At 43.6% G+C, this 23,780-nt stretch carries 17 protein-coding genes, 4 tRNA genes and 1 pseudogene; 8 read left to right on the forward strand and 14 right to left on the reverse strand.

Features of this window, described 5'->3' with window-relative positions:
- Positions 1-20: 20 nt before the first annotated feature.
- The 7 genes and pseudogenes from mraY to B2727_RS19030 form a co-directional block, all read right to left on the reverse strand.
- Positions 21-1,139, reverse strand: a complete 1,119-nt coding sequence (gene mraY, locus B2727_RS19000; protein WP_004803897.1) for a phospho-N-acetylmuramoyl-pentapeptide-transferase — start codon at positions 1,137-1,139, stop codon at positions 21-23.
- Positions 1,140-2,537 (reverse strand): UDP-N-acetylmuramoyl-tripeptide--D-alanyl-D-alanine ligase, encoded by a 1,398-nt coding sequence (locus tag B2727_RS19005; RefSeq protein ID WP_033132640.1) that lies wholly within the window; start codon positions 2,535-2,537, stop codon positions 1,140-1,142. It abuts the gene before it with no gap.
- A 22-nt stretch (positions 2,538-2,559) separates the two neighbouring features.
- Positions 2,560-4,059, reverse strand: coding sequence for a UDP-N-acetylmuramoyl-L-alanyl-D-glutamate--2,6-diaminopimelate ligase (locus tag B2727_RS19010; protein ID WP_033132641.1), 1,500 nt, complete (start codon positions 4,057-4,059; stop codon positions 2,560-2,562).
- A gap of 3 nt (positions 4,060-4,062) precedes the next feature.
- A pseudogene (ftsI, locus tag B2727_RS19015) lies at positions 4,063-5,896 on the reverse strand (penicillin-binding protein PBP3).
- A 10-nt stretch (positions 5,897-5,906) separates the two neighbouring features.
- On the reverse strand, positions 5,907-6,245 hold the full coding sequence (gene ftsL / locus B2727_RS19020; protein ID WP_004803889.1) for a cell division protein FtsL: 339 nt from the start codon (positions 6,243-6,245) through the stop codon (positions 5,907-5,909).
- 2 nt (positions 6,246-6,247) lie between these two features.
- Entirely contained in the window at positions 6,248-7,168 is a 921-nt protein-coding gene (rsmH, locus tag B2727_RS19025; protein WP_004803887.1) for a 16S rRNA (cytosine(1402)-N(4))-methyltransferase RsmH, read from the reverse strand.
- A gap of 196 nt (positions 7,169-7,364) precedes the next feature.
- Positions 7,365-8,360 carry a sulfate ABC transporter substrate-binding protein gene (locus B2727_RS19030; protein ID WP_004803885.1) on the reverse strand — a complete coding sequence of 332 codons (996 nt, stop codon included), beginning with the start codon at positions 8,358-8,360 and terminating at the stop codon, positions 7,365-7,367.
- A gap of 472 nt (positions 8,361-8,832) precedes the next feature.
- Here B2727_RS19030 and B2727_RS19035 point away from each other — a divergent pair, with 472 nt between their 5' ends.
- The 7 genes from B2727_RS19035 to B2727_RS19065 all read left to right on the forward strand — a co-directional run bounded on the left by B2727_RS19035 (position 8,833) and on the right by B2727_RS19065 (position 12,951).
- Positions 8,833-9,075 (forward strand): DUF4179 domain-containing protein, encoded by a 243-nt coding sequence (locus B2727_RS19035; RefSeq protein WP_374755504.1) that lies wholly within the window; start codon positions 8,833-8,835, stop codon positions 9,073-9,075.
- 105 nt (positions 9,076-9,180) lie between these two features.
- Positions 9,181-10,689, forward strand: coding sequence for a glutamate--tRNA ligase (gltX, locus tag B2727_RS19040; protein WP_005317633.1), 1,509 nt, complete (start codon positions 9,181-9,183; stop codon positions 10,687-10,689).
- A gap of 58 nt (positions 10,690-10,747) precedes the next feature.
- Positions 10,748-10,823 (forward strand) — tRNA-Ala (locus B2727_RS19045).
- A gap of 69 nt (positions 10,824-10,892) precedes the next feature.
- Positions 10,893-10,968: transfer RNA gene (locus B2727_RS19050), tRNA-Glu, on the forward strand.
- Between the two features lie 110 nt (positions 10,969-11,078).
- Entirely contained in the window at positions 11,079-12,485 is a 1,407-nt protein-coding gene (locus tag B2727_RS19055) for an amino acid permease (RefSeq protein WP_033132643.1), read from the forward strand.
- Positions 12,486-12,699: 214 nt separating this feature from the next.
- Positions 12,700-12,775: transfer RNA gene (locus B2727_RS19060), tRNA-Glu, on the forward strand.
- Between the two features lie 100 nt (positions 12,776-12,875).
- Positions 12,876-12,951: transfer RNA gene (locus B2727_RS19065), tRNA-Glu, on the forward strand.
- A gap of 43 nt (positions 12,952-12,994) precedes the next feature.
- Here B2727_RS19065 and B2727_RS19070 read toward each other — a convergent pair.
- Both B2727_RS19070 and B2727_RS19075 read right to left on the reverse strand, forming a co-directional pair.
- Positions 12,995-13,930, reverse strand: a complete 936-nt coding sequence (locus B2727_RS19070; protein ID WP_033132644.1) for a hypothetical protein — start codon at positions 13,928-13,930, stop codon at positions 12,995-12,997.
- Between the two features lie 177 nt (positions 13,931-14,107).
- Entirely contained in the window at positions 14,108-15,718 is a 1,611-nt protein-coding gene (locus B2727_RS19075; protein ID WP_033132645.1) for a hypothetical protein, read from the reverse strand.
- Positions 15,719-15,946: 228 nt separating this feature from the next.
- Here B2727_RS19075 and B2727_RS19080 point away from each other — a divergent pair, with 228 nt between their 5' ends.
- The gene (locus B2727_RS19080) at positions 15,947-16,285 is read left to right on the forward strand and encodes a hypothetical protein (protein ID WP_005201370.1); all 339 of its coding nucleotides are present in this window, start codon (positions 15,947-15,949) and stop codon (positions 16,283-16,285) included.
- A 31-nt stretch (positions 16,286-16,316) separates the two neighbouring features.
- Here B2727_RS19080 and B2727_RS19085 read toward each other — a convergent pair whose 3' ends face one another.
- From B2727_RS19085 to B2727_RS19105, 5 genes are all read right to left on the reverse strand, one after another.
- On the reverse strand, positions 16,317-17,261 hold the full coding sequence (locus B2727_RS19085) for a cation diffusion facilitator family transporter (protein ID WP_033132646.1): 945 nt from the start codon (positions 17,259-17,261) through the stop codon (positions 16,317-16,319).
- 126 nt (positions 17,262-17,387) lie between these two features.
- A complete protein-coding gene (locus tag B2727_RS19090) occupies positions 17,388-20,555 on the reverse strand; it encodes an efflux RND transporter permease subunit (protein ID WP_033132647.1) in 3,168 nt (1,055 codons plus the stop codon).
- Positions 20,545-21,771: an efflux RND transporter periplasmic adaptor subunit gene (locus B2727_RS19095; RefSeq protein ID WP_005201374.1), complete on the reverse strand. Its 1,227-nt coding sequence runs from the start codon at positions 21,769-21,771 to the stop codon at positions 20,545-20,547. The genes B2727_RS19090 and B2727_RS19095 overlap by 11 nt, the downstream gene beginning before the upstream one ends.
- Complete coding sequence (locus B2727_RS19100) at positions 21,771-23,192, reverse strand: TolC family protein (protein ID WP_005201375.1); 1,422 nt, start codon at positions 23,190-23,192, stop codon at positions 21,771-21,773. Before B2727_RS19100 ends, B2727_RS19095 begins: the two co-directional genes overlap by 1 nt.
- A gap of 54 nt (positions 23,193-23,246) precedes the next feature.
- Positions 23,247-23,642, reverse strand: coding sequence for a cation efflux protein, CzcI-like (locus tag B2727_RS19105; protein WP_201772394.1), 396 nt, complete (start codon positions 23,640-23,642; stop codon positions 23,247-23,249).
- Between the last annotated feature and the right edge of the window lie 138 nt (positions 23,643-23,780).

The raw sequence follows: 23,780 nt of genomic DNA on the forward strand, positions 1-23,780 counted from the left end.
CTTCTTTCTTGAATCTTGGTTTAACGTAATTTTAAGGTCATTAAGCCTAACACGACGAGGAAAATCGTGATAATCCAGAAACGAATCACAACCTGAGTCTCTTTCCAGCCTTGCTTTTCATAATGATGGTGCAAAGGCGCCATCAAGAACACACGCTTATTCCTCATCCGTAATGAACCGATTTGTAAGAATACAGAAATCGCTTCCATTACAAATACACCGCCCATAATGGCAAATACGATTTCTTGACGAACCATCACCGCAATGGTACCTAGCATTGCGCCAAGTGCCAAAGCACCGACATCACCCATAAAGACTTGGGCTGGATGTGCATTGTACCAAAGGAAGGCCAAACCAGCACCAACCATGGCAGAACAGATCACCACCAGTTCAGAGGTATATTTTACATAAGGAATATGCAAATAATTGGCAAAACGAATATCACCAGATAAATAAGCAAATACACCTAAACCCGCTGCGACCATGACAATTGGCATAATCGCCAAACCATCCAAACCATCCGTCAAGTTGACCGCATTGGATGCGCCATTAATCACCAGATAAGTAAATGCAATAAAGGCTAAACCTAACGGCACAGCTGAAAGCGGGATAGAAAGATTCTTAAAGAATGGAATCAACAAATCCAACATATTGGCCGTATGCTCTATGCTGTCCTGTTGTTTTGCAATCACATACAGTGCAATACCAGCTCCCAAAGAGGCAACTGAGGTCCAGAAGAATTTTTTGCGTGCAGGCAAACCCGCATTGTCCTTATAACGGACTTTAATCCAGTCATCCGCCCAACCAACAGCACCAAACACCACCATGACACCGAGCACAATCCAAACATATGGATTAGATAAATCAGCCCAAAGCAAGGTACTAATCCCAATGGAGAGTAAAATAAGAATCCCGCCCATGGTTGGGGTTCCCATTTTTTTGGCATGGTTTTCAGGCGCAAAAGAACTCACAGCCTGACCATATTTTAATGCTTGTAATTTACGAATCATCACTGGTCCTAAAACCAGTCCGATCGTCAAGGCCGTCAGTAAGCTCAACAAAGAGCGCAATGTTAAATAACGAACAACCTGAAACGAACTATTATAGTCCGCCAATTGCTCAAATAACCATAACAACATTTAAATTTTCTCCATCAAGTCAGCCATCAACGTTTCCATGTGGGTATAACGAGACCCTTTGAATAGGAAACTCATTGACTGGGGTTGATGTGTTTGGACTAAATTAATTAAAAACGGTAATGCTTCTGCCTGTGTTGCAAAGGCATGTAACTTTTCTGAATGAGATGAACCTTGTTGCGCTGCTTCAGCGAATTCACCGACCACAACCAGATGCTCTAATGGTAACGATACCAAGTCCCGGCCGAGATCATGATGCTCTTGCCAGCTACTGTCACCCAGTTCACCAATATCTCCCATCACCATGACTTTTAAGCCCTGTTGCTGCAAGAGCACCTGTGCTGCTGCACGCATAGAGGTCGGGTTGGCATTGTAGGTATCATCAATAAACAAATGATGTTGGTGTTGAATAAAGTTCAGACGCCCTTTGGCACCTTGTGCCTGCTCTAAACCTTGCACAATATCATCCAATGCAATACCAATTGCTAAAGCAAATGCAGTCGCTGCTGCTGCATTCTGTACATTGTGCGCGCCAGCAAATGGCAAATTCACTGCACGAATACCTTGTGGTGTATGCAAGTTAAACTGTGCTGATTGAGGATGAAGCTGAATATCTGTAGCAAAAATATCCCCACCCTCACCAAAACTCAGCATTGAATGTGTTTGCGCATTCACACGAATCGTTTCAGAAAAATCATCTTGTGCAGGCACGATCGCAGTGCCTTGAGGCAAAATATGCGCATAGATTTCTGATTTAGCGCGGCAAATGCCTTCGCGCCCACCAAACTCACCCAAGTGTGCTGTGCCAATATTCAAAATCCCTGCCACATGCGGCTGTACTAGATTCGAGGTGTAATCAATTTCACCTTGATGGCTGGCACCCAGTTCCATTACGGCATACTGATGCTCAGGGCGCAGCTCAAGTAACATCATCGGAACACCGAGATCATTATTCAGGTTGCCACGGGTAATTAAGGTCGGTGCCAAGCGAGATAAAATACTGCCCAACATTTCTTTGGTGGTGGTTTTGCCACTACTGCCTGTTAACGCAATCACTTTCAATTGAGGGTTATGTTGGCGACGATAAGCACCCAACTGCCCCAAAGCCAAACGCGTATCTTTTACGATCAACTGTGCAATATCAACATCAACAGGATGATCAACAATCGCAATTTGGCACCCTTGTGCAGCGACTTGTGCGACAAAATTATGCGCATCAAAACGTTCACCCTTTAATGCAAGGAAAGTATCGCCAGCTTCTGCATGACGCGAGTCCGTTAAAATACGTTTAATTTCACCTTGTGGAATATTCTGTTGAAACCACTCGCCTTGGGTCGCTTGCTGTAATTGTTCTGCGGTCCAAGGTTGTAATGGAACAGTACTGGTCGTTGAAGTATGCATACGCTTTATTTACCTTTTAACCTTATTGCGCAGGATAGGCTGAATCGACAGGATGTGGCTGTGCATCAATCGCAGACTGCACTTCAACCACATCATCAAACCAATGGCGAACCCCATCAATTTCCTGATAGTTTTCATGTCCTTTGCCCGCGATCACCACAATATCACCTGCTTGGGCTTGCGCCACCACAAATTTAATCGCTTCACGACGATCATGAATTTCATGCATCTCATGTTCTGCGAAATTGATGCTTTGCTTCATATCCGCAAAAATCTGTTCAGGATTTTCAGTGCGCGGATTATCCGAAGTCAGCACAACAGGACTGGCATGCTCAAGTGCAGCTTGCGTCATGAGTGGACGTTTGCCACGATCACGATCGCCACCACAACCAAATACTGCCCATAGTTGTCCAGTCACATGACGTTTCAAGGTCGTTAGCACTTGGATCAAGGCATCAGGTGTATGCGCATAATCCACCACAAATAGACGCTCAGCATCTTGAATGACTTGCATACGACCTGGTGCACCTTGGAGCTGCGGTACAAACTGGACTAAGTCAGCAAGCGTAAAACCTGCATATTCAGCAGCAATCAGGCTGGCCAATAAGTTCTCAACATTGAACTGTCCGAGTAATGGACTTTGCACCACATAGTGACCCGTCGGAGCGATTAATGTAAAACTTGCTCCACTCAAGCGATATTGCAAATCCACAATATGATAATCTGCTGTCGTCTGAGTCAAAGAATAAGTCAGAATTTTAGGTTGTGCCGGATTCGCCTTTGCAGCATTCAACATGAGATGTGCATGTGCATCATCCAAGTTGATCACTACAGCTTTTAATGTCTTGAATTTAAATAATAAAGCTTTGGCTTCAGCATAAGCTTCCAAAGTACCGTGATAATCCAGATGGTCACGACTTAAATTACTGTACACCGCAATTTCAAGCTCACAACCATTAAGACGCCCTTGCTCCAAACCATGTGAACTGGCTTCCAGTGCGACAAAGCTCGCGCCTTGTTTGGCATAGTCATGTAACGCATGCTGTAGTTGCAGTGCATCCAAGGTGGTATGTGTGGATGGGGTTAAATTTGGCAGAATACCGTTACCTGTCGTCCCCATTACTGCACAGCCTTTACCTTGTGAACTAATCAGCTCCGCAATGAGGCGTGAAATCGTGGTTTTGCCATTAGTTCCTGTCACCGCAATACCACGTAAAGGCTGAACAGGATCAGTCGCTTGTAAATACTGCTTCTGCCATTCGCCCATTTGATAACGAACATCAGCACAAACCCATTCGTTTGCGAGACCCAATGGTGCCTCACTGATTACGGCCAATGCACCTGCATCCAAAGCATTTTGTGCAAACTGGCGTGTTTTTTCAGGTTGGCTATAGCTATTTAAAGCAATAAAAATTTGCCCTTTCTCAACCTTGCGGCTATCCAAAGAAAAACCCTGAAAAGGTTGGGTATACCAAGCCGCATCTATGCTGATCGGGTGTATCTGTTGAAAACGAATCGACATAATTTACCTACGGATTGGATTTTATAGAAGTATCAAGTGGTTTATCTAAAGGCACATTCAAAAGGCGTAAAGACTCTTGCATGATGCGCGCAAATACAGGCGCAGCAACCAAACCACCATAGTAACGGCCTTGTGGGTTTTCAACCACGACAATCATGGCTAAACGCGGATCGCTGATTGGCGCAACACCTGCAAATAAAGCACGATACTCACTGTTTGAGTAACCTTTACGGTCTGCACGTAATTTATGCGCTGTCCCTGTCTTCCCCCCAACGCGATAGCCAGGAATCACCGCTTGTTTCGCTGTACCACCAGGCATGGTCACTTGCTCAAGCATGGTCAGGACTTGATCGGCAATTTTAGGACTCAACACCTGTGTGCCTTCTGGAACCTTATCCAATTTTCGCAAACTCAATGGCATTTGTACGCCATGATTTGCCAACATGGCATAGCCTTGTGCAACTTGTAAAATTGTCGCATTCAAACCATAACCATATGCCATGGTTCCCAACTGCGATGGATTGAGCTTATCACCTGAATAGAGCAAACCAGAACTTTCACCCGGAAATTTCACCGCTGAACGATGGCCGAAACCTGCACGTCTAAAGAAAGATGGAACGGTATCTTTTGGTAAAGACAGGGCGATTTTTGCCGAACCGACGTTCGAGGATTTAATAATGACGCCTGAAACGGTTAAAGCACCATAGTTATGTGTATCACGAATGGTATGCCAACCTAAACGCATCGATCCAGGTGAAGTATTAACAATCGTATTCGGCGTGTATTTCCCGCTTTCCAAAGCAGCAGCCACAGTAAATGGCTTCATGGTTGAACCTGGTTCAAACATATCAATCGCGCCACGGTTACGCATCGCATCTTTATTGCTGAGACCATTCTTATCGTTCGGGTTATACGACGGCCAACTGGTCATCGCCAAAATTTCACCCGTTTTGACATCAACCGCAATTGCTGTTGCAGAGCGAGCGTTATTGGCCACACCTGCAGCTGTCAGTTCACGGTACATAATATATTGCAAACGTGAATCGATACTCAGGGTAACATTTTCACCTGATTCAACTTCTTTGATCACTTCTGAAACTTTCAGACGATTACCCTTTTTATCGCGGATAATTTTCTGCTCGCCATCCATGCCTGACAACTGTTTATTCAGTTGCATTTCCAAACCTTCAACCCCCACCCCTTCACTATTGGTCAAACCAATAATCTGTGCATTCGGCTGCGGTTGTGGATAGTAGCGTTTATAACTTTTCTCAGCATAAACGCCTTGGAAATTACGCTTGGTAATCAAGTCAGCTTGTTGTGGTGGAATTTCTTTTTGCAAAACTAAATAACGTGAACGTGGACGTGCCTGCATTTGTTTCTTTAAATCTGCACGATCTACACCAACTGCATCTGCCAATTCATCTAGGTTCAAGTTTTTATCGGGCAATTGACGTTTTAATTTACGATTATTCGGGTCTTTTTTGAGTTCTGCCGTGATGTCATCAAATTGCTGTTTGGTTTCCCAATAATCCCTTGGGTCCATCACAATTTTCATGATCGGGGTGCTAATCGCCAAAGGTACGCCATGGCGATCACTAATCACACCACGCATCGCCTCTAAACGCTCAGTCCTTAAAATATTGGCATTGGCTTTATTTTGCAAAAAGTCTTTATTGACCACTTGCACATAGAACGCACGCGCAATCAACACAACAAAACAAAGGAGTACCGTTCCCCAAAGCAGATAAAATCGCCACATATCCAAAGCAAGGGTCGGTCTTTCAGAAATAGACTGCTGTTTTTTTCGTATTGGTTTACTTCGCTTATCTGCCATACAGCATGCCTTATTTATCTTGCTTTGAAGTCATAGGTAAAGAAATCACAACCGTCTGCGTGGCTGGAGGTGAGAACATACGTAGTTGTGTGACTGCGCGAGAACCAATCTGTGCGGTTGCACCAAAGGTTTGCTGTTCAATCAATAAACGCCCCCATTCAGCGTTTAAATCATCTCTTTCACGCATATATGCACTCAAGTCACGATAATCATGACGGTATTCAAACACTTGAAATACCACCATCATCGCACTTGTAAACACCAATGCAACGAGTACAGCATACACAACAACCTTTTTCAGTCCTTTTCTGCTGCTTGGTTTTACGTCGTCATCATTCTTGTTGTTCATTCTCAGCCTTTTTGCTCTAAACGCTCAGCCACACGCAGCCATGCACTACGCGAACGAGGATTTGCTTTTACTTCTGCTTCACTCGCACGAATACGAGAAACTTTCTTTAAACGTCGAGTATCGACCTGTGCTTGAGGCATCCCCCAACCCGTGTCTTCAGCCAAACTCGATTCTTTTTGAATAAACTGCTTGATTAAACGATCTTCCAAAGAATGAAAGCTAATCACTGCCAGCTGTGCAGTTGGTTTTAATAATGTGACAGCTTGCGGTAAAAATGTCTCGATATCATCAAGTTCTTTGTTAATGGCAATACGAATCGCCTGAAAAGTACGCGTTGCAGGATGCTTATGCTTTTCCCATTTCGGATGTGCGGTTTTAACCACTTCTGCCAGTTGGGCAGTCGTTGTCATTTCACCTGCCAGTTTAATGGCTTTGGCAATCCGACGGCTATAACGTTCTTCACCATATTGGTAAATAATATTTGCGAGTTTTTCTTCTTCAATTTCAAGCAACCACTCAGCTGCTGTTAGACCTTGCGAATTATCCATTCGCATATCCAGTGGCCCATTTTGCATGAAGCTAAAACCACGTTCAGCTTGGTCCAGTTGTGGTGATGACACCCCTAAGTCAGCCATAATGCCATCAACTTCAGTCAGACCAATTTGAGCTAACTCGGATTGAATATCTGCAAAACTGGCATGAATAATTTTAAAACGTGAATCTTCTTGTTCTAATTGTGCTGCAACTTCAAGGGCTTGTGGGTCTTTATCGAAGGCGTAAACACGTGCGTTTTGGTCTAATTTTGAAAGTAACAACTTGGTATGTCCACCACGACCAAAGGTCGCGTCGACAAAAATACCAGTATCGCGACCTGCCAATACGCCATCAACGGTTTCATGAAGTAAGACAGAAATATGCGACATAAGAAATGAATCAACAGCTGAAAATGTAACTGCACATTATCACCTTGTTTTATGCCAGCACCAAACGACTTTTTGTAGAGAATTCTTAACTTTTCATAGATAAAACCGTTTTCTTATCATTTTTCACTCAATAAAAAAGCAAACACCTTTAGTATTTGCTTTTAATCGTTCTCTTTAATCTCTGTAGAAACTGAATTTATGGTTTTTCTGCATAAATTTGGTCAAAAATCGCACCATTCACAAAGTGTGTTTTTTGTGCTTTTGCCCAGCCACCAAACACATCATCAATCTTGAATAGTTTAATCTTTGGAAATTGTTGCGCATATTTAGCAGCAACCTGTGGATTACGTGGACGGAAATAATATTTCGCAGCCAGCTCTTGCCCTAAAGGCGAATAAAGGAAATTTAAGTAACCACGCGCCAATTGACGGTTGCCATTTTTATCGACAGTTTTATCAACGATTGCCACAGAAGGTTCAGCCAAAATCGAAATTGAAGGATACACAATTTCAAATTTATCTTTCCCTAAGCCTTGAGTTGCCAATAATGCTTCATTTTCCCAAGACAACAACACATCACCAATGCCGCGTTCAGCAAAAGTGGTGAGTGAACCACGTGCACCTGAGTCTAAGACTTTGACATTTTGATAAAGCTTTTTCACCAATTCACGCGCCTTGGCATCATTACCACCCGGCTGTTTCAATGCATAACCCCAAGCCGATAAATAAATCCAACGTGGTGCACCACCGGTTTTTGGATTTGGAGTGATAATTTCCACACCTGACTTGGTCAAATCATTCCAGTCACGAATATTCTTTGGGTTGCCTTTACGCACCAAGAACACCACCGTTGAAGTGTAGGGTGCCGAATTGTCTTTAAATTGTTTTTGCCAGTCTTTACGAATTAAACCGGCATTGGCAATTTCATCAATATCATTAGCCAATGCAAGCGTTACAACGTCTGCCTGCAAACCATCGATGACTGAACGCGCCTGTTTACCCGAGCCACCATGCGACTGCTTGAAATCAACATCCTGCCCTGTTCTTTTTTTCCAGTACTGACCAAATGCTTGATTGTATTCTTGATAAAACTCACGTGTTGGATCATATGACACGTTTAAAAAAGTAGTTGCCGCTTGTGCTACACCATTTAAACCCAATGCCAACAATGCTGCTGCGATGACAGTTTTCATTTATTGTTTACTCATTTCGCCCCGTTTGTCACCACTATATTTCTTTAAAAATAATTTACAATCATATAGTTATATCAATAACTTTATTACTATTCTATTTTTAAGATATAGCCCTAGCGCGTATTTTTTGTATTAAAACAATACTCAGCCTTTTATTTTTATGGCAAAATGAGAAAAATTATCATTCTCCACTTTTTCTACACATTTGCTTGCTAAATTCAACTTGCACACAAAGTAGCCATTTTGCTATAAATACATGTCAAGATGTGTCAAATTTTAAGATTTTTGTAAAAAGTGTGACGTAGTTATACTTTTTTATTAAGATTTATGTTTAAATCGTATTATTAAAGCAATACTATAGTTGTTTGGTTAGTCTTGTAGACTCAAAATCATGAAGGGGATGTGAGCAATGCGAGCATTAAAATTGAAAAAAGCACTATGCTTAAGCTTATTTTTAGCAGCTTCTGTTCAAATGGGGCATGCGGCAGCAATTAAAGAAAGTAATAACATAAAAACAATTGATAAATCATCTTCAAGCTTAATTGTTAAAGCGCTTGACCAGCAAAAACGTAATACCGGTTTATTACCATCGTCAGACGATGAGTTAAAAATGTTGAATACGATTCGGACCACACCAACACAAACGTTCTTTGCCAGTCAACATGAACGTTTTTCACGTTTCGTTCAAACCATATTCCAGCCACATACTTCTTAAATTTTAAATATGTGCCCCTTCACATGTTTAAATCAAGCCTAGTCATGCTGTGACTAGGCTTTTTCGTTATAATAGTTTCAATTTAAATTTAAGCTCCGATCATTTATGAAAGTTCGTACCCGTATTGCGCCTTCTCCTACAGGTTTTCCACATGTAGGCACAGCTTATATTGCGTTATTTAATCTATGTTTTGCCAAACAGCATGGCGGTGAGTTTATTTTACGTATTGAAGATACGGATCAACTTCGCTCAACGCCTGAATCTGAAAAGATGATTTTAGATTCTTTGCGTTGGTTAGGTCTGAACTGGTCAGAAGGTCCAGATGTAGGTGGTCCACATGCCCCTTATCGCCAATCAGAGCGTATGGGGATTTATAAGCAATACGCGCTTGACTTGGTTGAAAAAGGTCACGCTTTCTATTGTTTTGCAACCGCAGAAGAACTTGATCAAATGCGTGCAGAACAACAAGCGCGTGGCGAAACACCTAAATATGATGGCCGCGGCTTAAAATTATCACAAGAAGAAGTACAACGTCGTCTTGCTGCGGGTGAGCCCCATGTCATCCGTATGAAAGTACCAGAGGAAGGCATTTGTAAAATTAATGACTTACTCCGTGGTGAAGTTGAGATTCCATGGGCACAAGTTGACATGCAGGTGCTGTTAAAAACGGATGGTTTACCAACCTACCACCTTGCCAATGTAGTGGATGACCACTTAATGGAAATCACTCACGTGTTACGTGGTGAGGAGTGGTTACCATCTGCACCGAAGCATCAATTACTGTATCAATATTTCGGTTGGGACATGCCAACATTGTGTCACATGCCATTGTTGCGTAACCCAGACAAATCGAAACTGTCTAAACGTAAAAACCCAACCTCAATCAACTACTATCGTGACATCGGTGTTTTACCAGAAGCGTTATTAAATTATTTAGGTCGTATGGGTTGGTCAATGCCTGATGAACGTGAAGTATTCACCCTAGAAGACATGATTCAAAACTTTGATGTACAGCGTGTTTCGCTGGGTGGACCAATCTTTGACGTTGAAAAACTCAACTGGCTCAATGGTCAGTGGATCAAAGGATTGACGCCAGGACAGCTTCTAGACCGCTTGTTGGCATGGAAAAGTGACCGTCAAACCCTTGAAGACATTGCTGCAGCGATTCAACCGCGTATCAACTTACTCTCTGAAGCCGTGAATTGGGCTGGTTTTTACTTCAACCATATGCCACAAATCAGCAAAGAGCAGTTTGAAAGCAAAAAATTGACTGAAGAACAAGTTCGTCAGAGCCTACAATTTGCAATTTGGCGTTTAGAAAGTCAGTTTACCTGGAACAATGATACCGTCAGCCAAACCTTGATGGACTTGGCAAATCAGATGGAAATCAAATTACGTGATTTCATGCCAGCCTTCTTTATTGCGATTGCAGGTTCGACTAGTTCAACACCTGTCATGCAAGCGATGGTTACTCTCGGCCCTGATTTGACTTTTGCACGTTTACGTCACGCCCTAGAACTTGTCGGTGGACCAAGCAAGAAAGAGCTAAAAGTTTGGGAAAAGCTAAATGAATCACTAAAATTGCCGAAAAATGATGCAAATAGTGAGACTTAATTCAGTTTAATGATTGACGTGTGAGCGCATTCCCCCTAATATTGCGCTCACACATTCTGGGGTCATAGCTCAGTTGGTAGAGCGCTACAATGGCATTGTAGAGGTCAGCAGTTCGATCCTGCTTGGCTCCACCAGAGTCTCGAAATCGCAATGCTTTTCCGAGATGAAGTTAGGCTTTCAGTCATGTATGTGTTGCCTCATCTGTCCCTATCGTCTAGAGGCCTAGGACATCGCCCTTTCACGGCGGTAACCGGGGTTCGAATCCCCGTAGGGACGCCATATTCTCGAATATAATAATTATATTTTTCTAATAATCTTTCTCAAGCAGATTGCACATTTTCGAATTTTCCATAAAATAGCCGCTTCTCTATGCTTGGACAAATTGTCGTATGCAATCTTCCAACTCAAATGCGAATTCAGAACCAACAACGCTAAAGCGTGCCATGAGCACTCGCCATTTAGTCATGCTTTCTTTAGGTGGCGCGATTGGTACAGGTTTGTTTTTAGGTTCTGGCGAAGTTATCGCTCAAACCGGCCCTGTGGGTGCAATTATTGCCTATGTTTTAGGTGGCTTAATTGCTTATATGGTCATGCTCTGCTTAGGTGAGCTTGCAGTACACATGCCTGTTGCTGGATCTTTTGGTGCATACGCTCAAAAATATATTGGTCCAGGCACAGGTTATATGATTTCTTGGGTCTACTGGCTCACGTGGACTGCAACTTTAGGTACAGAATTTACCGCTGCGGCCTTACTGATGCAGGAATGGTTTCCACACATTTCCATGTGGATTTGGACCATTATCTTTGCAGTCACCATTTTGGGGTTAAATCTCACCTCAACCCGAATGTTCGCCGAATCCGAATTCTGGTTAGCCCTAGTTAAAGTTGTGACCGTGATTGCCTTCATTATCCTTGGTTTATTGGCAATTTTTGGTTTGATCTCATTCAATGGCTATGAATCAGCACCACTATTTCATAATTTGACTGCACACGGCTGGTTCCCGCAAGGGCTTATTCCAATCTTTACCACCATGTTGATTGTTAATTTTGCCTTTTCAGGTACCGAATTAATTGGTGTTGCCGCAGGTGAAACCAAAGACCCTGCTGAGAATGTTCCAAAGGCAATCAATGCGGCCATTTGGCGTTTATTGATTTTCTTTGTCGGCACAATCGTGGTGATCAGTGCTTTACTTCCATTCCAGGTCGCGGGCCTAGGTGGTGAAGGGGTGAGTAGCAGTCCTTTCGTAACGGTATTTAACTACATTGGTATTCCTTATGCCGACGACATTATCCGTTTCGTGATTATTACCGCACTTCTTTCTGCTGCAAACTCAGGTCTTTATGCTGCATCACGTATGATGTGGTCTTTATCAGATCAGCGTCAGTTACCAAGTGTATTCTCGCGCTTATCAAAAAGTGGTACCCCGATTATTGCGCTGGTCGTAACCATGTTTGGTGCGATTCCTGGTCTGTTATCAGAGCACTTTGCCCCTGAAACGATTTTTAAGAATTTATTAGGTGTTGCGGCATTTACCATGGTCATCGTCTGGATGAGTATTTGCTGGAGCCAATTTAACTTTAGACGCCAATGGTACAAAGCGGGACATACCGCAAAAGACTTAAAATTTGCTGCACCGCTTTATCCTATCGTACCCATCTTAGGTTTTATCTTCTGTTTCATTACCGGTTTAAGTATGGCGGCAGACCCTGAGATGCAAGCAGGCTTTATTGGTTGTTTGCTGTTTATTGCAGCATGTTACCTAAGTCATTATGTTTTCTATCGAAACCGTAAATAATCAAATCTCAGAAAAAAATGCAGCTTAAGCTGCATTTTTTATATCTACCAATAAACCATTTGTTTGATGATTTTTTTGCTTAACTGCTTATTTTTGATTATTTATTCTGCGATATGTTTTATTTTTAGACACTTATTCACTTTTTTTAAATTTTATTCTGAAAAGTGTTTGACACCCTATCTAATTCACCCTAATATACGCCCACCTCTGAAACGTCCCTATCGTCTAGAGGCCTAGGACATCGCCCTTTCACGGCGGTAACCGGGGTTCGAATCCCCGTAGGGACGCCACTAAATTCGAGGAAAAGCAAAGATAAAATCTTTGCCGAGAATTTAGGCCTAGCGATCAATATGTTTTACATACGACGCTCAGGTAAATTTCCTCAGATATGTCCCTATCGTCTAGAGGCCTAGGACATCGCCCTTTCACGGCGGTAACCGGGGTTCGAATCCCCGTAGGGACGCCAAATTCTGAAAAAGCCACTGCATTGACAGTGGCTTTTTTATTGCCTATGCGCTGCCAATACCGACCTGAACTTCTAGACGTCCAGACTGCACACGTAGGCCACGGATCTCGAATTGATCAACCAGTTGTTGTACCAACTCACGGCTTTCCTGCAAGATATTTAAACCTGGTAAAATACTAAAATCAGTCAGATTCAATAACTTATCCACCATCCATGAACGGTTATTAATGAAATCAATAAAGCCGGCTTCTTCCAGATCGATATACCACAAGCGATGTCCCTCTTTTTGAATCCCTGGGACATCACGAATCAGATGATTGATCAAGAATGGAATTGGTAAAGAATTAATTAATTCAAAACTGACATTACCAACACGACGTGCAGCCCAATTGGTTAAGGTGCCTCCATGGCGAATTTGTAGATCAAGATGCTCATCGACTTGGCGTAGACGCAAATACTTTTCCTGCCCAATACGACACTCTAAGACATTAAATTCGAGTGAAAGACGATACAGAAAACGACGATAGTGCCCATCGAGTTCAATATGGAAACGGTCATTACCACACTCAATCTTAATATCGTCAATTTCACTACGATCCATTCGCTTGCGAATCTGATTATTCAGCAACATCTCGGGTAAATATAGGGTCAGACTACTTTTCCCCAAAGAAGCTCTCGCCATGGCTAAAGCAACCTGACGTGCCGCTTCACTGGTCTCCGAGACCATATCACGTACCGTATTACGCACCCCTTCGACACCACGTTTGGTGTGATGGGTGACATGATCCAAGGCATCTAGTGCTGCATCTGCCACACCCGCAATATTGCGTGAAGTATCGCTGGCAAATTCCACTGCATCCTGTGCATGCTGTAATGTTTTATTGATCAGTCGACGTGATAATGATGGTTTCTCAGCTGAGACTTCCGCATCCGCTGGCATAATATCGAACATCGCCTTTTTATCATCTTGTCGATTCAAGATGCTCTCCCTCTTCCCTTTCTTACAGGCTCATTTCTTATGAGCATCAATCTGCTTTCTGAACTTATTAGATGTTTTTCTGTAGATTAGCATGCTCTGCGCTGCGATTTGCGTCTTTTTGTTGCATCGCTTCAAATTATTTGCTGCTTCAGACCAACATCGCTTTTACATAAAATTCTATGACTCATCAGCTTGAATAGGTGCCTGCCCATCTTCGACGCTCAGCGTCTGCATCTGGCTCAAACGCAGTGCTTTATATTTTGCCAATACCAATTCAAGCTGCTGCACCTTCTCCTGCCCAATGCCAAAATTTGATAGTTCACGTAATGCCACCCATGCGGCTTGCATCTGCTCAAACTCATTGCCTTTCACCAGTTTTAGCGTCATCCAATCAGCGAGATCCTGCACACGTTTTTGCATTTCAAACTGCAAGGCAAATAGTCCACTGCTTAAGGCCGATCCATCCAATAATCTCAATCCGTTTCGTACTTGCTCAAACTGCTGGCTTTGTTGTTGCAGATATTGAGCTAAAACCTCCTGATTGAACCAGACGGCAAAAGTAATCATCTCCTGAACAACCACATCACGTTGCGCATAGAGTGCATTACGCTCAGGATGTTGTTTATTCAAACGGATGTCTCCTAAATACGCCATCAGCCCTTGTTCCAGAATCATCTGAATATGCCCCAGATCAAAAGCAGGCTTTGGCTTCGATTCAATTGGAGTCAATTGAGCAAGCAATTCCTCATGGTGAACAGGTTGCTGTAATAGACACAAAATCTCTGCATTCTGCTGCATGGCTTGCCATAAATAAGTCAGCGGTAGATCAGCTGGCCCTGTACTGGCCGTATTCTGCTCGAGAAGATGCTGCCAGGCGACTTGCATCGTGTTTTGCTGAACCAAGCTTGAGAGCACACACTGTGCTGTTAAAAGCTGCGGTGCGGTTGCAATCACCTCCTGACTAAAAGGGAGATGCGATTGCTTAGCGCCAAAAATGCTATTTAAGGATTTCCCCAGTGAATTTAGGCCACGTCCCATATCTGCCAATAGATTGCTATTTGAAGCTCGTGTCCGCCGTATCGACTCAGGTAATAACAAACTGACCGCACGCTGTAATCGTTGAGTCTGGTTGTTCTGGTCAATCGGTTTCAGATGATGGAGTAACAAATGCAGTGCATATTCAACATCACTCAACTGTGGCTGACATTCAGGCTGATTGCGACTCAACAGACAATCAATATAAGCATAAAAGGCAGTTTCATTACGCTGCTGCGATTGTTGTGCCGCCCATTCATAGTATTCAATTGCTTGACTGTATTGTGCTGCCCCTGCATAGGCTTTGGCTAGCGCAATCGCATGTTGCGCACTTGGATAATGTTGTTGAAAATAATGTAAAAGATCAATTTTCGGTTGTTGATCCAGACAGCGATCCAACTGACGTAGATAGCCATTGATATGTTGCTGATTCGGCTGAGTCTCAATGAAATTCAGACGATAAACCAAACACTGCTCATACCATGCATACTTACGCGCATGCGACTCATAAGCACTCTGCAGCTCATCTTCAATCAACTGAATCAATTGGCTGGCATAGAGAATGTCTTCAGCATCCTCATGCCTGAATTTCCACTGCTTGGGTAAAGTCACCTTAAATAAACGTAGGAGGAAGTGAGCACTGAGATCAGGGCTTTGCATCGTCACCAACATCAACTTATCTTGGCTAGATAAATGTTCTTTGCCCTTCTGAATGCGAGATAAACGCAACTTTAGAATCTTGGTGCTTAACATGCGTTTCCTTTCGCATTATTCAACCCACTCATCTTGCAACTTAACAGACTGCCCTGACTTTTGCGAATGGCTTTAGACGAGCTGTAGCAAGCTTTTCAAACAAATGTAAAAATCGACTTTGTGGCATCATAAACAACAAAATAAGTAAATTTATGTATTTGAAAGGCTCAAGATTTTTGCTTTTGCATAATTTTCGCTAAAATGGAAAAAACAGAATAGGAATCTTCTATGCAATACCGTTGCCCTAAATGTCAAAGCGTGAAAATTATGCCTGTCAGTCAGGGTGCTAACAGCCCTCGTCCGAATGTACCCAAAAGTTTGGTGCTTCTGGTTCCTGCCATTTTTATTTTATTAATTTTGGTCTTGATTAGCGTTGCGATGTGGATTTTTGGCAATGGTGCCGGCCAAGGTCTGCAAATTGCGACCGTCGTGGTGTTTGCGATCTGTGTGATTGCAGGGGTTTTATTCTGGCGTGATCTACCTGATTTTAAAATTTCAATGCAAGCGTTTATGCAGGCACAAAAACATTGGAAATGCCGTGACTGCAACAACGAATGGCAGAATTAATTATTATTCCAAAACAAATCTTCACATCAGCTTAATGCTGATGTGAAGGATCTTGTTCAGCTTTCTCATCATGTTGATGGGTATGCTGGCAATTCATTTCTTCATCATCTTCAATTTGCAAGGTCACTTCAGCAATACCATGCTCATGCGATAACATCTCAATCGCAGCACGATGCAATTGATTACGATCAGCTCCCGGTGCAAATAAATGTACAGTCAGATGAATATTCTTCGAGGTAATCGCCCAGACCTTTAACTGATGGATACTCTCAACACCATCCAATCCCAGTAGATCATTACGTAACTTTTCAATATCGACCTCTTCTGGCACACCTTCCAACAAGATATTGATACTCTGCTTGAGCAGAATCCATGTTCTCGGCAATACCCAGAAACCAATCGCAACCGCAAGAATGGTGTCGACCCAATACCAATTGGTGAAATAGATCACCACTGCACCCACGATGACAGCCACTGAACCTAATGCATCACTCAGCACTTCTAAATATGCGCCTTTCATATTCAGGCTTTCAGCCGCACTAGACATTAACAATTTCATGGAAATTAAATTAATAATCAGACCCAAGCTCGCCACAATCAACATACCGACACTTTGAATTTCAGGCGGTTGCGTAAAGCGCTGGTAAGCTTCGTACAGAATGTACATTGCCACAAAAAAAAGCATCGAGGCATTAAATAAGGCTGCCAGAATTTCAAAGCGCTGATAACCAAAAGTACGTTTGTTATCTGCGGGACGTTTGGCAATTTTAATTGCCACTAAAGCAATCGCTAATGCAGCCGCATCGGTAAACATATGTGCTGCATCGGACAGTAACGCCAAACTCTGGGTGATTAAACCCGCAACCACTTCAACCACTAAGAAGGTTGAAGTCAGTATCAGCGCAATGGTGAGTTTTTTGATATTACCTTCAGTGACCGCTGCATGACTATGGTCATGCCCTTGATGTCCACCCATGTTGGACTCCTTATCATAATTGAATAAGACCTGTTGCAGTCTTAAAGTCAGCCAAGGCGAAAATCGCTTTGGCTGGTTCAGATTCTTCTTAATAAAGTGCTTCATTAAGAAGATAGCATAAACAGATTAAATTGCACTTTCCTGACGTTTGTCCTGTTTGGCTTCATTCATCCAACGATACACCACTGGCAAAATCAGCAGGGTCAGCAAGGTGGATGAAATAATCCCGCCAATCACCACGGTTGCCAGTGGGCGCTGAACTTCTGCACCCGTACCTGTGGCAATCGCCATTGGGATAAAGCCAAGCGATGCAACAAAAGCAGTCATCAAGACAGGGCGTAAGCGTAATACCGCGCCATGCCATGTAGCGTAATGAACATCATATTGCTCTCGTAACTCTTTAATAAAGCTCAGCATCACCAGACCATTCAGCACGGCGACACCAGAGAGCGCAATAAAACCGACACCTGCCGACATCGACAAAGGAATGTCGCGTAGCCATAGCGCCACCAAACCGCCCGATAGGGCAAATGGCACACCACTAAACACCAGCAAGCTTTCTTTAAAGTTATTAAACACCGCCATCAACAGAACAAAGATCATCAGCAATGCCAATGGCACCACAATCTGCATTCTGGCTTTTGCCGAGGCCAGATTTTCAAACTGACCGCCATAACCAAGCCAATAACCGCTTGGTAATTTTTGCTGAGATAATTTCTGCTGCATTTCACCCACAAATGAGCCCAAATCGCGGTCGCGTACGTTGGTGGTGACCACAACCCGGCGTTTGCCATTTTCACGGCTGACTTGCGCCAAGCCTAAAATATTCTCCACTTTTGCCACGTCTTGTAGTTTGATCAAACCACCATTCGGCAGCTGAATCGGCAGCATGGCCAGTTGCTGCGGCGTACGCATCCCATCATCCAAACGCACTACAAAATCAAAACGACGGTCACCCTGTAAAATCTGCCCAACACTTTGTCCACCAATACTTGCAGCAACCAAATCCTGAATGGATTTCACTGATAAACCGTATTGCGCAGCCAATGCATGGTCGATATCGACATTGAGTAAAGGTAAACCATCAGTTTGCTCAACCTTCACTTCACTCGAACCTGTGATGGTTCTCAAGGTTTGAGCAACTTTTTCTGCTTCTTGGTTCAATACCTGCATATCATCACCAAAAATTTTCACCCCAATATCACTACGTACGCCTGAAATCAGTTCGTTGAAACGTAATTCAATCGGTTGTGAAAACTCACTGTTGTTACCTGGAATTTTCTCAACATAAGCCAACATTTTGGTTCGAAGCTCGTCAATGGTTTCCGATTTATCAGGCCATTGATCACGCGGCTTTAACAGAACGATTGCATCAGAAATATTAGGGGGCATCACATCCGTTGCCACTTCGGCCGTACCTGTACGGGCAAAGATCGCTTTGATTTCTGGAAACTCTGCGAGCAATTGCTTCTCAACACTTTCCTGAATCTTCAGTGACTCTTCAATTCCGGTACTTGGTGCACGCATCAACTGTAAAGCAAAGTCACCCTCACTCAGTTGTGGCGCAAACTCACTACCGACACGCGAACCAATCGCAGCGGTGAGTACCAAAATAGTCACCGCACCGGCCACCACCACATAGCGGAAAGCATAGGCTTTATCCAGCAAGGATTTATAACCGTTTTTTAAGGCGGCCATCCAACGACTTTCTTTCTCTTTGACCTCACCAGTAACAAATAACGCCACCGCAGCAGGAACAAAGGTTACGGATAAAATAATCGCACCAATCAAGGCCAAGACCACGGTCATTGCCATTGGGTGGAACATTTTCGCTTCTACGCCTGCCAGTGCAAAGATTGGCAAATACACCACCATAATGATGATTTGTCCAAAAATCAGCGGACGTCTTGCCTGTTTTGCCGCCAAGAACACTTCGGTAAAGCGTTCTGAACGGGTCAGGAGTCGACCTTTATGGTGTTGAGCCTCTGCCAGCCGTCGGATACAGTTTTCGACAATCACCACCGCACCATCGACGATAATCCCGAAGTCCAATGCGCCTAAACTCATCAGGTTGGCACTGATTTTCTGCTCCGCCATCCCTGTCAGGGTAAACAACATGGATAAGGGAATAATACAGGCGGTAATCAATGCCGCACGGAAGTTACCCAAGAACACAAACAGGATCACAATCACCAAGATTGCACCTTCGATCAGGTTCTTCGCCACCGTCTTAATGGCTTTATCAACCAAGTTACTGCGGTTATAGACCGTTTCGACCACCACCCCTTCAGGCAATGAACGTTTGATTTCCTGCATTTTGCTGTCGAGTGCTTGAGCGATGGATTTACTGTTCTCACCCATCATCATCATGGCAATACCGAGTACGGTTTCTTCACCGTTGTATGTTGCACCACCGGTTCTTAGATCATGGCCAATCGAAACTGTTGCAACATCGGCAACACGAATCGGCAAACCATTCTTGGTACTGACCGTGACATTTTCAATGTCTTGTACTGTTTTCAACATCCCCGGAATACGTACCGTCAGCTGTTGACCATTTTCTTCAATAAAACCCGCACCGCGGTTTTCATTATTTTCAGTGAGTACAGTTTGCAAATCGGATAAGGGAATTTGCAGTTGTTGCAAACGTTTCAGGTCGGGAGAAACCACATAGGTCTTGTTATATCCCCCAATGGTATTGATTTCAGCAACACCCGGCACACGTTGTAATTGAGGACGAACAATCCAGTCCTGAATTTCACGCAAGTCCATGGCCTCATAAGGCGTACCATCGGCCTTTTTGGCATTCGGTTCAGCCTTGATCACCCATTGATAGATCTCGCCTAGGCCGGTTGAAATCGGTGACATTTGTGGATCAATCTCATCAGGCAAAGCACTCTTGGCTTCCTGTAGGCGCTGGTTAATCAGCTGTCGCGCCCAGTAGATATCGGTACCATCTTTAAAAATCACTGTGACTTGGGACAAGCCGTAACGGGAGATCGAACGGGTTTGTTCCAAGTTCGGAATACCCGACATGGCATTTTCAATCGGATAAGTAATGCGTTGTTCAACCTCAGGGGCAGTGAATCCCCCCGCCTGACTATTAATCTGCACCTGTACGTTGGTAATGTCAGGCACGGCATCAATCGACAGTTTTTGGTAGCTATAAATACCGACCCCGATCCACGCCACCACAAACAGCATGACCCAAATCGCATTGCGGATTGAAAACTGAATAATCCGATCAAACAGACCTTCCGCGGGAGGAAGCTGCAACTTATCTTTAGTGTCCATGCTCGGCCTCTCCCTTCTCGATCTCAGATTTCAAAAGGAAACTGCCTTGACTGACATATTGTTGCTTTTCAGTCAGACCCGATTGGATTTCCACCCACTGCCCATCACTTGAGTAATTACCCAGTTGTACAGGTGTTGGCGTGAAATGCATTTGGTCTTTCTCTTGCTTGGCCACGAAAACTGTAGCTTTACCCTCGATCTGCTGAATCGCCGCTTTGGCAACACGAAGCACAGGCTTCTTGTCCGTGCCATCTAACAATACGTTCACCATCAAATTAGGTCGTAATTCTTTGGCTGGGGTTAGTACTTTGGCACGCACCTGCAAACGACCTGTCTGGGTATCTGCCGCGGTGGTCAAGGTCTGGATCTGTGCTTTAAAGCTATTATTGGTTTGCAGCGACTTAAACTCGATCTGCTGATCTGGTTGGACATTGATGTTATTGACACTTGGTAAAATAAACTCAATCCAGAGTTGATCCAGCTGATCAATTACAAATAATTGCTTATCGGCGGTAATTTGCTCACCTACCACAATATCTTTCAGACTCACCACACCGCTTAAAGGTGCGGTCAAGACATAGCGACCCTGACTGCCACTGGATGCACCCAAGGCAGATAAGCGGCTACGTGCAGCTTGTACCTGAATCTGTGCCTGACGATAGGCATTATAGGCACGTTGATAATCCTGACGTGCAGAAACCCCTTGTTCCCAAAGTTGTTTTTCACGTTGATAATCTTGCTGTGCAAGCGTTAAAGCTTCTTGGGCAATACTTAAATTGGCTTGCTGATCTACCAGATCTGGGATAAATAGAGTGGCTAATACTTGCCCTTTCTTGACTTGTTGACCGAGTACCGCATTGACACTTTCCACACGCCCAGCAAAGGTTGCTGAAACATGCGCTTGCTGATCGGTATTGGTCACCAGTTTTGCTGGGTAAGCAAATTGCTGTCCGACTTCACCTACACCAACCTGAGCCAGCTTAACCCCATATTCAGTCATCTGTTTTGGGCTTAGGTTTAAGCTACCTTCCTCACTTTCAGCCTGCCCAGCCTCACCTTCTGTATGTCCTTCCTCACCTTCGCCATGACTATCAGCTGCTGCCTCACCGCTGGCTTTGTTTTTACCCGTGAAAAATAATAACGCGCTCAGGACTAAGCCAACGGCGATAACCAGAATGACCCAAAACCACTGCTTTTTAGATTTATTTGTCGACATTATTCTGCTCCTACTACAGCGGGAAGGCTATTGGTATCTTTCCAAAGGGTTTGATTAATCTGATTTAAGGCATCACTTGAACTCACCATACTCGGCTCAATTCCCAGTGCTAAACTTTCTGCATCAATTTGCTTTTGCCAGGCACTCTTAAGTAACTGCACTTTATTTAAACGTTGATCCTGCAATTGCATGGTGGCTTGCTGCACATCGGTAATGGCATATTTACCAACTTTGAAACCGAGCAGCATTTTCTCTTGCACCGTTTCAGACAATGGAATTTGTCGTTGATTGACGAGATCGAACTGTTGTTTCAATCCCGCCAACTCTGCAGTTAAGGTCTGAATGGCATTCAAGTTTTGCTGTTTGTAAAACTGTTGCTGTTTGACCAGTAAATCTTGTTTGGCATTGGCAATCCGTAATGAATACTGCTGACGATTAAAAATATTCAACGGGATATCGATGCCCACTCGGAACTTGTTATCGGTCGAATTGGTTTCTGCGCTTTTACTTTGCACCATGCCTAAATTGACCGTCGGATTTGGTCGGTTGGATACTTTTAAATAATCGATATTGGCTTTTTGACGCACAATGTCGAGTTGAATGGCGCGCTCAAATAAGTTGTTCTGCAAATAATCTTGCAAATCTTTTTGTTGTGGCCAGACATTGCTTGCCTGAGTAGAGAAGCGGTTATCGGTACTGCCCCACAGATTCGCCAATTGACGCTTTGCAGTGGCTAAGGAGAGTTCGGTTTGTTGAAATAACCGTTGATTTTCAATATGCGCCATCAAGGTACGATCTAAATCGACCTGCGCAATGCTGCCCGCTTTGAGCCTTAAGCGCGTTGCATCCAAAGTGTCCTGACTGGTTTTTAACTGTGCCTGAACCACATCATGTTCCAGCTCTAGCACCACGACTTGCGACCACAGATATTTAACTGCTAACTCAAGTTGCGCATTGTAGAGTTCCTGATTAAGGCCCACTTGAGATGCTTGTACATCGGCAAGCTTAACCGCAGCACGACGTTGACCAAAAATGTCTAATTTTTGTGAAACACCAAATTCCAGCTCTTTGTCTTTGCCTGACCTAAAGTCGGTTTGCTGAATAGAAATACTTGGATTCGACCATAACCCCGCTTGTTTTACATTGGCCTCAGCGATTCCTTGCTGTGTTTGCCACACCCCTGTACCAGCCTGATATTGCTTCACATCCTGCAAGATTTGCTCAAAATTCAGATTGCGTTGTGCAGCTTTGCTTACAGGCTGCTGATTCGCATCCAGTAAAGATTCTGCGGCAATGGATGGACTCAAAATGGCCGTGCTTAAAGCAAGTGCCAACACTGACCACTTCAATGACAATTGAGTACGATTTTTCCGCGTATGCTGCTCAACTGCATGAATACGCTGATTTAAACTAGAAGACATATAAAGCCCCGCAAAGTAATAAGAATGCGGTGGGCTATTTTTCGGCTACCCCACCTATAGCGGGGTCAATACAGGGGGCGGATTTAATCCAGAGAGATGTGGTGACTGGTAGGAATTAGACCAGTAATATTTTTGTTCTACGTCCTGACTGTGCAACATCGGTTCATTTACACGTTGCTGAACTTCAGCCACCACCACATGAAAACAAGATGGCAGATGGTCATGATGATCTTGCAAGCTTAAAGGCATCGGTAAATCTGCTGCGACTTTATCAAAGATAGCGCCTTGTTCAGCACTGTGTGTCTGTTCAGCAACATGATGCCCAAAATGATTCAATGTACTGTATTCACTGACCGTCTCATGCGCGCAAAATGCTGCCGCCACATTCCAGAAACTTTGGAACATGAACAAACTCAGCAAGACGGTCACGAAAACAGTTGAGCGTTGCAACAGCACACCCTTACAGTAAATTGCACAAAGGCACTATAGCAGGCTATGCCAATGTAATAAAATTACAAAACATTTTTTAGTCAATTTCTCACTGATTTAAAACGTTTTTTGATTCTCATTCATGATAACAATGTTCTC

This window comes from Acinetobacter sp. UBA991 (assembly GCF_002292065.1).
Classification (GTDB): Bacteria; Pseudomonadota; Gammaproteobacteria; order Pseudomonadales; family Moraxellaceae; genus Acinetobacter; species Acinetobacter higginsii.